This is a genomic window from Duganella sp. Dugasp78 (assembly GCF_059491455.1).
Genome location: NZ_CP168506.1, coordinates 1,792,988 through 1,805,665 on the forward strand (window position 1 = coordinate 1,792,988; position 12,678 = coordinate 1,805,665).

General features: G+C 65.8%; 8 protein-coding genes. 3 read left to right on the forward strand and 5 right to left on the reverse strand.

Features of this window, described 5'->3' with window-relative positions:
- Positions 1-181: 181 nt before the first annotated feature.
- Together ACEN9O_RS08005 and ACEN9O_RS08010 are read left to right on the forward strand one after the other, a co-directional pair.
- Positions 182-4,552 (forward strand): molybdopterin cofactor-binding domain-containing protein, encoded by a 4,371-nt coding sequence (locus ACEN9O_RS08005; protein WP_495617049.1) that lies wholly within the window; start codon positions 182-184, stop codon positions 4,550-4,552.
- Between the two features lie 157 nt (positions 4,553-4,709).
- Entirely contained in the window at positions 4,710-6,404 is a 1,695-nt protein-coding gene (locus ACEN9O_RS08010; protein ID WP_495617050.1) for a response regulator, read from the forward strand.
- On the opposite strand, the gene ACEN9O_RS08015 is transcribed toward ACEN9O_RS08010, so the two are convergent.
- The 5 genes from ACEN9O_RS08015 to ACEN9O_RS08035 all read right to left on the reverse strand — a co-directional run bounded on the left by ACEN9O_RS08015 (position 6,380) and on the right by ACEN9O_RS08035 (position 10,330).
- The gene (locus ACEN9O_RS08015; RefSeq protein WP_495617051.1) at positions 6,380-6,964 is read right to left on the reverse strand and encodes a response regulator; all 585 of its coding nucleotides are present in this window, start codon (positions 6,962-6,964) and stop codon (positions 6,380-6,382) included. The genes ACEN9O_RS08010 and ACEN9O_RS08015 overlap by 25 nt on opposite strands.
- An 86-nt stretch (positions 6,965-7,050) precedes the next feature.
- Complete coding sequence (locus tag ACEN9O_RS08020; protein ID WP_495617052.1) at positions 7,051-7,476, reverse strand: phosphate ABC transporter substrate-binding protein; 426 nt, start codon at positions 7,474-7,476, stop codon at positions 7,051-7,053.
- A gap of 13 nt (positions 7,477-7,489) precedes the next feature.
- Positions 7,490-8,593, reverse strand: a complete 1,104-nt coding sequence (locus ACEN9O_RS08025) for a hypothetical protein (protein WP_495617053.1) — start codon at positions 8,591-8,593, stop codon at positions 7,490-7,492.
- A gap of 20 nt (positions 8,594-8,613) precedes the next feature.
- A complete protein-coding gene (locus ACEN9O_RS08030) occupies positions 8,614-9,396 on the reverse strand; it encodes a substrate-binding periplasmic protein (protein ID WP_495617054.1) in 783 nt (260 codons plus the stop codon).
- Between the two features lie 109 nt (positions 9,397-9,505).
- Positions 9,506-10,330, reverse strand: coding sequence for an arylamine N-acetyltransferase family protein (locus tag ACEN9O_RS08035; protein WP_495617055.1), 825 nt, complete (start codon positions 10,328-10,330; stop codon positions 9,506-9,508).
- Between the two features lie 185 nt (positions 10,331-10,515).
- Between ACEN9O_RS08035 and ACEN9O_RS08040 the strand changes: the two genes are divergently transcribed.
- Positions 10,516-12,678, forward strand: a complete 2,163-nt coding sequence (locus ACEN9O_RS08040) for a HAMP domain-containing methyl-accepting chemotaxis protein (RefSeq protein ID WP_495617056.1) — start codon at positions 10,516-10,518, stop codon at positions 12,676-12,678.

The following is a 12,678-nucleotide window of genomic DNA, read 5'->3' on the forward strand; positions in this document are numbered from 1 at the left end:
CAGTGTCAATCAGGGAAAAGCATCGAGTGTGGCAATTGGTGAGTTTTCGCCGGGCAAAAAATGCGCAAAATTAAGTTGGCCGCCCATTGCGAAACCAGTATTCTTCCCGTGCGGAAACGTTGAATTTCTTGTCTCGGATTTGCCACGCTGGCCCCCACCACCCACGCCACAGGAGTCTTTCATGCCCACTTCAGACCAAACGCCCGACCTGGTGTTCTATCTCAACGGCGAGCGGATCCAGCTGCCCACGATCGACCCGACCGTGCTGCTGGCCGACTACCTGCGCTCGCCGGACGTCGGCCTGACCGGCACCAAGATAGGCTGCAAGCAAGGCGGTTGCGGCGCCTGCACCGTCATGCTGTCGAGCTGGAACGAGGACACCCGGCAGGTCGAGCACCGCTCGGTCAACTCCTGCCTGCGGCCGGTGGCCTCGCTGGACGGCATGCTGGTGACGACGGTGGAAGGCACGGGCAGCGTCAAGTCCGGCTGCATCAGCACCGTGCAGGACGGGCTGGCCTGCAACAACGGCACGCAGTGCGGCTACTGCACACCGGGCTGGGTGATGAACATGACGGCCGCCGTGGCCCAGCGCGGCCCCAAGCCGGGCACCAAGCAGCAGATCGAAGCCATGTTCGACGGCAACATCTGCCGTTGCACCGGCTACCGTCCCATCCTGTACGGCTTCAAGAAAACCTTCGCCTCCGACTGGAACCCCACGATCGACGAAGCCGGCTGCATGACGTGCGAAGTCGACCCGGCCGAGAAGGTGGGCCAGGTGGCGCCGGTGGAGATCGCCTTCCCCGCCGAGCTGCGCAAGCCGCCGCGCGCGGTGCACTACTCGGCCAACGGCTACCACTGGTTCCGGCCGCTGACGGTGTCCAGCGCCATCGGCCTGATGCGCGACTTCCCCGACCGCGCCAATCTGCGCCTGGTCGGCGGCAATACGTCGATCGGCATCTACCCACGGACGGTGGAAAATCCGCATGTGTTCATCGACATCTCGCACGTGCCGGAGCTGCACACGCTGAGCATGGCGGACGGCCAGCTGCGCCTGGGCGGCGGCCTGCTGTACGCCACGCTGCTGGACTTCCTCGACGCCGAAAACAGCAAGAACCCCAACCCCGGCCTGCAGGCGCTGGCCTACATGGCCGGCCGCACCGCCGGCGGCATCGTCCGCAACGCAGCCACTTTGGCCGGCAACACCATGCTGGTGGTCACGCATGCCGAGCAGGGCGTGCCCTTCCCTTCCGACCTGTACACGGCACTGGCCGCGCTGGACGCCACCGTGTCGGTGGCCGCGCCCGGCCAGGCCGAGCCGAAAACCCTGGCGCTGCTGGACCTGCCCGCCTACTGGCGCCAGCATGCGGACGGCTGCATGCTGCTGTCCTACCAGCTGCGGCCGACCGGCGCCGACGAATACGCGCAAACCTACAAGACCGCGCAGCGCGAGGTCAACGCCCACTCCATCGTCAACAGCGGCATGCGCGTCCGGCTCGACGCGCAGCAATGCGTCGCCGACATCGCGCTGGTGTACGGTGGCATGTCGCCGACCGCCACCCGCATGCCGCAGACCGAACAGGCGCTGCGCGGCCAGCGCTGGGACGGCGCCACGCTGGCCAGTGCGATGCCGGTACTGCGCCAGGAGCTGGACGCGCTGACCGACCGCTACGCCGCCCATTACGCGCAGCTGCCGGACGAAGGCTACAGCGCCGCCTACAAGCGCCAGCTGGCCGAATCCTACCTGTACAAATTCTTCATCGCCGTCTGCGAATGGCGCGGCCTGCCGGTGCCGCCGGCGCTGCGCTCGGCCGGCGAACGCGGCGAGCGGCCGGTGTCGAAAGGCACGCAGGCCTACAGGGCCTATGCCGACCAGTTCCCAGTGCACGTGCCCTACGTGAAAATCGAAGCCATGCTGCAGGCCACCGGCGAGGCCCAGTACGTCCACGACATCCCGATGCCGCCGACCGGCATGAACGGCGCGCCGGTGCAGAGCATGGTCGCGCTGGGCAGCTGCGTCTACCAGGTGCCCGGCGTTGAAGGCCCGGCCTCGCCGGCCGAAGTGCTGGCGGCGCTGCAAGCGCTGTATCCTGGCGTGAAGGACTACGTCACCGCCATCGACGTGCCCGGCGCGGTGATCGACGGCATGGCGCTGGACGATCCCATCTTCGCCATCAGCGTGGCGCCCAGCGCCTGCCCGAAAGGCGCGCTGCCCGCCGGCTACGACCCGCGCGCGCCGCTGATCCTGACCGGCTACGGCCAGTGCATCGGCATGGTGGTGGCGCGCAACGAACAGCTGGCGCAGGAAGCGGCGTTCCATCTGCAAACGCAGTTCTGCCGCTTCAGCGCCGAGCGCCCGCAGATCGAGCTGCCGGACACTGACGCCGCGCGCAACCAGCTGGTCTACCTGGACAAACCAGCCGGCGCCACGTGGTACTCGCACATCTGGAAGATCACCCGCGCCGGCACCAGCCTGGCCTGGGTGCCGCCGCGCGCGCCCGACCAGCCGGACCTGCAACAGCCGGTGACCGCATACAACGTGACGATCGCCAGCGACACCTACGGCGCCGTCAGCTGCACGCGCGTGTCCAGCCGGCAGAAGGTGGGCAGCCAGATCCACTTCTACATGGAGACGCAGTCGAGCTACGTCGAGCCGGTGGAAGACCGCCAGGTGCGCGTCTACGCCTCGACCCAGGACGCCAACGTGGTGCAGGGCGCCGTCGCCAGCGTGCTGCAGCTGCCGGTCAACAAGGTCGACGTGCGGGTGCGCCGCATCGGCGGCGGCTACGGCGGCAAGTGCGGGCAGTCGGCGTTCGCCAGCACCATCACAGCGGTCGGCGCATGGAAGCTGAACCGGCCGCTGCGCATGGCCGCGCTGCGCCAGGTCGACAGCGCCATGTTCGGCCACCGCCACCCGGCGCTGGGCAACTACAACATCGCCGTCGGCGACGCCAGCAACCCGCTCACGCACGGCAAGCTGTTCGGCTTCCAGGCCGACTACTGGATCGACGGCGGCCGCACCTACGATTGCAGCTTCGTCATCAGCGACTGCATGTCGCTGCGCAGCGACTCGGCCTACTTTATTCCGAACTGGTCGTGCACCACCGACGTCTGCCGCACCGACAAGACCACCAACACCTCGATGCGCACGGTGGGCATGATCCAGGGCGCCATCATTGTCGAGGACGCGATCGAGGCGGCCGCCCACAGCGTCGGCCTGACGCCGGAGCAGGTGCGCGCGCGCAACCTGTACGTGCAGGGCCAGGTCACGCCGTATGCCGAGCCGCTCGAATCGTGCTACATGCGCGAGGTGTGGGAGTACACGCTGGACAAGGCCGACTTCGCCAACCGCGCGGCGGCGGTGGAGCAGTTCAACGCCGACAACCGCTGGCGCAAGCGCGGCATCTCGGTGCTGCCGGTGAAGTACGGCTCGGGCTTCAACCTGGCGACGCTGGAACAGGGCGGCGCGCTGATCGAAGTGTATGCGCAGGACGGCACGGTGCTGGTGCGGCACGGCGGCATCGAGATGGGCCAGGGCCTGAACACCAAGATGGCGCAGGTGGTCGCCTACGCGCTCAACGTCCCGATCGGCATGATACGGGTGGCGGAAAACGACACCGCCGTGGTGCCCAATCCCGAAAGCACCGGCGCCTCGACCGGCACCTCGTTCAACGGCCTGGCCGCGCAGCAGGCCTGCGGCGAATTGCGCCAGCGGCTGGAGGCCTACTGCCTGGGCCTGCTCACGGCCAACGGCAACGACTGGTGCGTCGCCAACCAGATCAACTTCTGGGACTACAAGGACGGCTGGCGCGCCGAGGCCACGCCCGGCAATCCGCAGACCATGATATGGAAAAACATCATCGGCCGCGCCTTCAATGAACGGCTCAACCTGTCCGCGCAGGCACGGGTGGCAATCGAGGGCGGCACCCATCCCGACGGCAACCTGGAGTTCAAGCTGGTGGACGGCAAGCCGGCCGGCGAGGAGGTCGACTACTTCACCGGCTACACCTACAGCGCGGCCTGCGTCGAGGTCGAGCTCGACGTGCTGACCGGCGAGACCACCATCCTGCGCGCGGACGTGGTGTACGACGGCGGCAAATGCCTCAATCCGGCGATCGACGTCGGCCAGGTGGAAGGCGGCTTCGTGCAGGGCCTGGGCTATGTGACCAGCGAGGACCTGAGCTACCAGCCGGCCGATTCCAGCACCGCGCCCAGCACCACGCGGCCGGCGCCGGGCGCGCTGTACACCACCAACACCTGGGAGTACAAACCGCCGGCAGCGCAGTCGATCCCGCTGGAGATGAACATCATGATGTTCCCGCGCGAGCTGGCGCCGAACGCGCCGCCGGACCAGGGCGACATCCTGTCGGCCAAGGAAATGGGCGAGCCGCCGATGACGCTGGCGGTGGCGGCGTTCTTCGCGATCAAGCGCGCCGTGCTGGCGGCGCGCAAGGACCGCGGCCACTACGAGTGGTTCCAGATGGAGTCGCCGGCCACGGTGCAGCGCGTGCGCGAGGCCTGCCTGGTCGATACGGCCGACCTGCGCGCCGACTAGCGGAACTTTGACCCCGATAGGAAAGTTCCATTTGACAGGATAGTCAGGTTGGACTATCTTGAAGTCAGTGATTGCCATGTGGCAACGCCCGCCTCGGGCGGATCAGGGCCTGCAATATTGAAATTCTGGACACATCAGTACGCCGAAAGGAAACGCGATGAACCACTCAATTGCCAAAGCGCCGGCCGCCAGTCCGGCCCGATCCGTCAACTGGGCCGACATGCGCTACCTGGTGATCGACGACTGCGCGAGTATCCGCCAATTGCTGCGCGAGAGCCTGCGCAGCATGGGGGCAAAATTCATCGACCAGGCCATGGATGGCGCCGAGGCAATCGCCCTCATCAACAACAGTCGTTACGACGTCATCCTGTGCGACTACCACCTGGACGGCGGGAAGAATGGCCAGCAGATCCTGGAAGAGGTGCGCGGCAATAATTTGCTCAAGCCCAGCAGCATGTTCATCATGGTGTCGGCCGAGAAAAGCGCCGACTCCGTGATGGGCACGGCCGAATATCATCCCGACGCCTATCTGATCAAGCCGATCACCGAGGGCATGCTGGTCACGCGCCTGAACCGCATCTGGGTCAAGAAGCAGGTGTTCCAGAAGATCGACCTGGCCTATGCGCACAAGGACTACGCAGGCGCCGCCCTCTTGTGCGACTTTCAGATCGCCGCCAACCCGCTGCACGAAAATGACTTGCTGCGCATGAAGGCGAATTTGCTGCTGAAATGCGGTGAACGCGACCAGGCCCGCGTCATCTATGAACGGATAGTGGGGGAAAGAGATTGCACTTGGGCCAAGGCCGGGCTGGCCAAGCTCATGATGGAGGACGGCGACTTTGCCGGCGCCACGCAACTGTTCCAGAGTGCGATTGATGGCAACAGCCTTTTCCTGGAGGCTTACGATCAGCTTGCTGCCGTACACAAGCAGATGGGGCAGCAGGAACAGGCCAGCACGGTGCTGGAACGGGCGGCCAGGATGTCGCCCAATTCCGTGACGCGCCAGAACACGCTGGGCGAGCTGTCCCTGCGGCTGGGCAATGTCGCAGCGGCAGAGAAGGCCTTCCGCAAATGCATCAGTGTCGGCGAGCATTCGATCAGCAAGACCGCCGACCCGTATTTTGGACTGGCGCGGGTGTGCAGCATCAAGAAGGCGCCCAAGGAAGCGCTGCAGATCCTGCTGACGGTGCAGAAGAAATTCTCCGGCGAGGCCAGCGATCTGCGCGCCCGTGTCACCGAAGGGCTGGTCTACGTGGACAATGACGACGTGCACAGCGCCACGGTCGTCGCCCGGGAACTCGAAACCATGCTGGCCACCGCGAGCGCCATCGACCTGCCCTCCCCCAGCACCTGCATGGATATCGCCACTTTGCTGCTCGAAGTGGGCATCAAGGATCCGGCGGTAAAGCTGCTGTGCCACATCATCCAGAACAACGACGACGACAAGAGCATCCGGGACGAGGTACAAAAGGCGTTCACTTATGCGAACATGGGCGAAGAAGGCACGCTGTTGATCGAGGCGGCGCGCAAAGAGGCGACCGACATCATGAACCGCGGCGTGCTGCTGTGGAAGACCGACAAGCTGGAAGAGGCGGTCGACTGGATGCGGGCCGCACGCACGAAAATGCCGGGAAATCTGCGCAATTTGCTCAACACGGCACAAATCCTGATCTCGCACGTGCAGAAGCTGGGCTACGATCCGCTGCTATTGGCTGAGGCAACCGAAATACTGGCGCTGGTGGACCAGATCGCTCCCGGTCAGCGCCGCCATGCCGAGCTGAGCCTGCAGTTGGGGAGTCTCATGCCCAACGTCCAGGAAGTCGGCAGTCAGGCAGTGGCGCTTTGCGCCTGATGCGTCGCAAGCATCCGCTCCACTGCCGCCAGCAGCTGCGCGTTCTCGAAAGGCTTGCGCAGCACGTCGTGTGCCCCCAGCGCCAGCGCCTGCTGCAACCGTTCTTCGCTGTCGGCCGACACCACGAGCGTCCTTAACGGCGTTGGCAGCTCTGTCTTTTGCAAAAAGCGCAGCACGTCCAGGCCATCGAGGCCGGGCATGCGCAAATCCAGAGTCATCACCGCAGGCTGAAAAGTCGACAGCATGGCGCCCGCTTCGAATCCGTTGGCTGCGATCGCCGTTTCAAAGCCCGCCGCGCGCAGCACACGCTCGATCGCGCGCGCCATGGCCACTTCGTCATCGGCGATCAGCACGCGCCTGGGCGCGGCCTTCGCCTCCGTCCGGTCGGGTATGCCGTTTTCGCGCATGAAGCGCTGCAGTTCGCCGGGCAGGATGCGTCTGTCGCCTCGGCCTGGCAATTTATACGCGGACAACATGCCCCGGTCTATCCAACGCAACACCGTCCGGAAGTTGACACCGCATATGCGTGCGGCTTCCCCTGTGGTCAATACGTCTTCCATGCGCCCATCCATGTCGTGTGCTGATTTTGACAGGATAGTCAGATTAGTACGACTTGGCAATAATCAGCCATCACGCGGCGCGTCCACTAGTGAATGGCCAGCACCGCGCGCACGCTGGAATCGAGCGCACTGCGGTCGATATAGCCCACCAGGTTGGGGTTGTCGGCCACCAGGCGCTTGATGGCGGCGCTGTCGCCCGACTCCACCGGCGGCTGCCCGCGCCCGGTGAACAGCATGTGCGCCCAGTAGGCCTTCATCTGGGCCGGCGCCTTGCCGCTGCTCTTCAGGTAGAAGACGTCGCGCACCGGCGAGCCTTCGCTCTGGTCGACCGGCACCGCGTGCTGGCCGTTGGGGAAGTCGGCCACCTTGCCCAGGAACAGATCGGCGGCCTGCTCGCCGCTCAGGGCCTTCACGGGATTGCGGGCCGAGACGATCACCACCACCTCGGCACGGCTGCAACTGCCCGCCAACAAGGTCGCGGCCAGCAGCCAACGGGGGAGAGATTTGCGCATGTCCGGCCTCCCGTCAGTAGAGGAAGTCGGCCAACAGGCTGACCACGTTCACATGGCCGCCACGCGGCGTGCCGGCCACCACGTTCTGCAAGGTGCCGTAGGAATTGGCGCCGAGATGCAACTGGTCCCATTGCAGCTTGAGGTCGAGGTTGCGCGCCGCGTCCCAGCGCACGCCGGTCGCATAGGTGCGCTGGGCCACGGGGAGGCTGCCGGTGTCGGTCAGCGGCCGCAAATCGGACACGGTGGCGTAGGGCGTCAGCGTGCCGAAGCGCATGCCGCCGTTCACATACCAGGCCTCGCGCAGGGCCTTGACGCGCTTGCCGTCGTAGTTGCTGACACGCGCCCATTCGCCATTGACGAACCACTGGCCGGGATCCCACGACGCGCCCAGCGACGCGAAGCGCCCGCGCGGCGGGTTCTGGTTGTCGACGTTGCGTTCCTGGTAGGCGAGGTGCAACGTCAGCGGGCCCCGTTCCAGGGTGTCGAAGATACCCATCACGGCGGTGGAATGGACGTCGATGCCGCGCGTGTTGGTGACGGTGCGCTTGCCGTACAGGACGCTGGTGGTGTTGCTGATATCGCCGAAGTGGCTGCGGTAGGAAGCGTCGACGCCGTCGCTTTCCTTGAGCGCCAGCAGGCGATAGACCTCGATCGGCGGACGCGCCGTGATATTGCTGTAGCCGACGCGGCGCGAGTCCGACATCAGGAAGCTGGCCAGCCCGATCCGGCCGACCCGCACGCTGAGGTCCGGCGTGAACGCGTACTTCAGATTGGCCCAGGTCAGCAGCGGCTGGTATTTATTGCTCGAGCGGTACTCGGACACCACCTGCACCACGCCGGACAGTTGCGGCGTGAAGTTGGCCGTCAATTGCAGGCCCAGCCGGCTATCGACATCGCCGGTCCACTGGCGGTTGCGGCCGGTGCCGGAGGGTTGAAGGTTGTCGAACACATAGTCGGCGCCGTGCTCGTCTGAATGAGCCAGGCCCACCGTGCCGAAGCCGTTGACCGACAGCCAGGGCCGCACCGGATCAGCGGCGGACTCCGCCGCACACACGGGCAAGGCCAGGCTCAGCAGCACCGCCGTCGTAGCCGAAATCAGGTGGGAGATGGCAGGCATCCAGGCTCCAGGCAGGTTGGTTATTGTTCCATGTAATGGGCCAGCAGCTTATCGAGTTCCCTGGTCTTGGCCAGCCGCGCCAGACCGTCGTTCAACGCTTGCAATAGCCTGGCCGCGTCGGCGCCGCTGGCCGCCACGCCGAAGTACAGGGGCCGCAGCGGCGAATCCGGCAACGGCTGGCTCACCAGCGTGCCGTCCACCAGCAGGCTGCGCAGCTTGGGGTTGATCAGGTACTGGCCGGCCATGGTTTCGCGGCTGTCGATGAACAGGTCGCAGCGGCCCAGATGCAACTTGCCGATCAGCTGTTCGTAGCCAATGGTGGCGCCGCGGTCGACCGTGCTGGTGGGGATGCCATAGACCTCGAAGCGGTAGCCGCCCAGGCCGCACAGGTGGTAGCGCCGCACGTCGCTCAGCTGTTGCAGGTTGAGCCCTTGCGGCCGCGCCCGGCGCGAGTAGAAATACACATTGTGCATGGTGAAGTAGGCGTCGCTCAGCACCAGGTTGCCGGCGGCATCGGCCTGGCCGACGTTGAGCGCGATATCGACCTGATGGGCGGCCACCAGCGCCAGGCAGCGCGCCCACGGCAGCAGCTGGACGGTGACGTCCCAGCCCTGGCGCGCGCCGATCAACTTGAGCAGGTCGACACTGGCCCCCACGACATGGCCGTCGCGCTGGCCGTTGGCGCGCTCGGCGAACACGAACGGCGGCATTTCGGCCTGGTCGGCGCACACTTGCACCGTGCCGGCACAGGCGGAGCCTGCAGCAAGGCACAGCAGCAGCAAGAATGCGTGGACGCGATACATAAACATGGGAGCCAGGCGCAACAATCCGAGTTCCATTCTAGCAAATGCCGTCGGGGCCGCCGCAATAAGTGTTGCGTCGATGAAAACTTTTTTTGCGACTGGCGGGCGGCTAGCCGGCCGGCTCGTCCCACACGGCTGCCGCCGCGCGCTCGATCACGGGGCGCCAGTCCGGCGCCACCGGCAGCAGGAACACCTCGGCCAGCGCCTGCTCGAGCTCGTCCGCGTTCAGGAAACGGCGTTCGCCGCCGCCGTCCGCGCGGCGTATCGTCAGCCGGTTGCGCAGCAGCGCATGGCGCGCCTCGGGCGTGCTGCGCGCCACGATCAGGTCATGGCGGAAATGCGATTGCGGGTAGGTCGACGAGTAATAGTTCGCCATCACATAATCGCCGTCGCGGCAGGGCGCCGGCGAGATCAGGTAGACCGGCAGCCAGTCGTCACCCAGCAGCGCCTCCAGCAGATGTTCGTTGCCCTGCGGCGTGATGCGGAAGCGCTCGTGCGGCGTCGACTGCGGCGTGGGCAGGTCGAAGCGGATCGGCGCCGTCAGCACGCAGCTGCCGAAGCCGACGTCGCACAGCCACGGCTGGCCGTCTACCGTCACCCGCAACACCATGTGGGTGCGCGGCCGCTGCCGCGCCTCGGGGCCGGCCATCCATTGCACCTGGGCGATCAGCGGCTCCACCTCGAAACCCAGCGCGCACAGCACGCGCTGGAACAGGCTGTTCTGCTCGAAGCAGTAGCCGCCGCGCCCGGCGTGGATCAGCTTGGCGTCCACCGCCTCCGGCGCCAGCAGCACCGGCCGGTCCAGCAGCACGTCGATGGCCTCGAAAGGAATGGTTGCCGGGTGCAGCTGCTGCAAGGCGCGCAGCGTGTCCAGCGTCGGGGTGCGCGGCCCCGTGTAAGCGATGCGCGCGCAATATGCGTCCAGTAGTTCCATGGTCCCGCCTGTTTGAAATATTAGCGAAAGAACCACCATCATAGCAGCACGCTGCCGTCCCACAATTTCCACAGCTCCAGCTGCCGTTGTAGCAAGTGCGAGTCGAAGGAGGTAGTATCAACTTCACACTTATTTACGTGGCGCAAATACCTCAGCGGCAGCACATTCTCGACCAGGAGGCGTAAATGTTTTCCAATTTAAGAGTCGGCACGCGTTTGGGATTGGCTTTTTTTCTGCTCACCTTGTTGTCGGTGGCGCTGGGCTGGATCGCCATCCATGAAACCTCGGCCATGAATGAGCAGTGGAAGACCATCAAGGAGGATGCGCTGGCCAAGCGCAGTGCGATCGAGCGCGGCTCCAACGCCCTGGGCGCCGGCGTCCACCACTTCAAGAACTACATCCTGCGCGGCGGCGACTACGACAAGAAGTTCGAGGCCGACATGGCCGATGTCGAGCGCACCATGGCCGACTATAAGGCCACCGGTTTCCTGACGGCCGACGAGGACAAGCTGCTGAGCCAGTTGCGCGACGGCGCCACCGCCTACCGCAAGGACATGGCGGTGCTGGTCGCCATGCGCGCCAAGACCGACAATCCGAATGAGCTCGACAAGGCAGTGGCCGGCGCCGACAAGCCAATCACCGCCGCCTTCGCCAGTCTGGGCGAGAAGACCGAGGCCACCCTCAAGCACGCCGACCAGGTCATGAGCGAGGTCAGTGCCGCCGCCCAGACCAAGGTGATCGAAACGCTGGCGGTAATCGTGGTGCTGACCATCGCCGCCGGCATCTACATCACGCTCAGCATCACTCGTCCGATCAGCCAGGCGGTGACGGCCGCCGAGACCCTGGCGCGCGGCGACCTGAACCTGGACATCCAGGTCAAGTCGAACGACGAGACCGGCCAGCTGCTGGCGGCGATGAAGCACATGCTTATGAAGTTGCGCGAAATGATAGAAAGCCAGCGCAACATGGTCGACGCGGCCAACCGCGGCAACTTCGCCATGCGCATCAGCGCCACGGAGCTGCAGGGCTTCCAGAAGGACATGGCCGACGGCCTGAACGCCCTGATGCAAACCACCGGCGCCAGCATCGACGACGTGGTGCGCGTGATGGGCGCGCTGTCGGAGGGCGACCTGTCCAAGCGCATCGAGAAACCCTACGAGGGCGCGTTCGGCGAGCTTAAGGATTACGCCAACCAGATGATCGCCAAGCTCACGCAAGTGATCGAGGGCCAGCGCCGCGTGGTCGACGCGGCCAACCGCGGCAATTTCGACGGCCGCGTCGAGCTGGCCGGGCTGCAGGGCTTCCAGAAGGAGATGGGCGAGGGCTTGAACAACCTGGTCACCATCACCGGCGCCAGCATTGACGACGTGGTGCGGGTGATGGGCGCGATGTCCGAGGGCGATCTCAGCATCAGCATCGACAAGGACTACCAGGGCTCCTTCGGCGAGCTCAAGGAATTCTGCAACAACACCGTCTACAAGCTGGGCCAGGTGGTCACCGAGGTCAACGGCAGCGCCGAGGCCCTGGCCAGCGCCTCCGAGGAGATCAGCGCGACCGCGCAGACGCTGTCGCAGGCCGCCAGCGAACAAGCCGCCGGCACCGAGGAGACCAGCGCCGCGATCGAGCAGATGACGGCGTCGATCTCGGCCAACACCGAGAACGCCAGAGTCACCGACGGCATGGCCAGCCAGGCCGCCAAGGAAGCGGTCGAAGGCGGCGACGCGGTGCGCTCGACGGTGGCGGCGATGCAGCAGATCGCCAAGAAGATCCAGATCATCGACGACATCGCCTACCAGACCAACCTGCTGGCCTTGAACGCGGCCATCGAGGCGGCACGGGCCGGCGATCACGGCAAGGGTTTCGCCGTGGTCGCGGCCGAGGTGCGCAAGCTGGCCGAACGCAGCCAGCTGGCCGCGCAGGAGATCGAACAGGTCGCCACCAGCAGCGTCGACCTGGCCGAGAAGGCCGGCCGCCTGCTCGACCAGATGGTGCCGAACATCCGTCGGACCTCGGACCTGGTGCAGGAAATCACCGCCGCATCGGAGGAGCAATCGGCCGGCGTGGGCCAGATCAACAGCGCGGTGGGCCAGCTGAGCCAGACCACCCAGCAGAACGCGTCGAGCTCGGAACAGCTGGCGGCCACGGCCGAGGAAATGAGCGGCCAGGCCGAGCAACTGCAATCAGCGATGGCCTTCTTCAAGGTGCAGAGCGGCGGCCGTGCCAGCGCGCCCGCGAGGGGCGCCCGGCCGCCGGTGCGCGGCGGCAAACGGCAGGCCCCGGTGCCGCCCCCGCACACCATGTCCGGCAGCGTGCAGGACGTCGACGAAAGCAAGTTCGCCCGGTTCTAA

Excerpts from the sequence above, each read along its gene's own strand:
- ACEN9O_RS08035 (WP_495617055.1), bottom strand. The coding sequence starts at position 10,330 with ATGGAACTACTGGACGCATATTGCGCGCGCATCGCTTACACGGGGCCG.
- ACEN9O_RS08020 (WP_495617052.1), bottom strand. The coding sequence starts at position 7,476 with ATGCGCAAATCTCTCCCCCGTTGGCTGCTGGCCGCGACCTTGTTGGCG.
- ACEN9O_RS08010 (WP_495617050.1), top strand. The coding sequence starts at position 4,710 with ATGAACCACTCAATTGCCAAAGCGCCGGCCGCCAGTCCGGCCCGATCC.
- ACEN9O_RS08025 (WP_495617053.1), bottom strand. The coding sequence starts at position 8,593 with ATGCCTGCCATCTCCCACCTGATTTCGGCTACGACGGCGGTGCTGCTG.
- ACEN9O_RS08040 (WP_495617056.1), top strand. The coding sequence starts at position 10,516 with ATGTTTTCCAATTTAAGAGTCGGCACGCGTTTGGGATTGGCTTTTTTT.
- ACEN9O_RS08005 (WP_495617049.1), top strand. The coding sequence starts at position 182 with ATGCCCACTTCAGACCAAACGCCCGACCTGGTGTTCTATCTCAACGGC.
- ACEN9O_RS08015 (WP_495617051.1), bottom strand. The coding sequence starts at position 6,964 with ATGGAAGACGTATTGACCACAGGGGAAGCCGCACGCATATGCGGTGTC.
- ACEN9O_RS08030 (WP_495617054.1), bottom strand. The coding sequence starts at position 9,396 with ATGTATCGCGTCCACGCATTCTTGCTGCTGCTGTGCCTTGCTGCAGGC.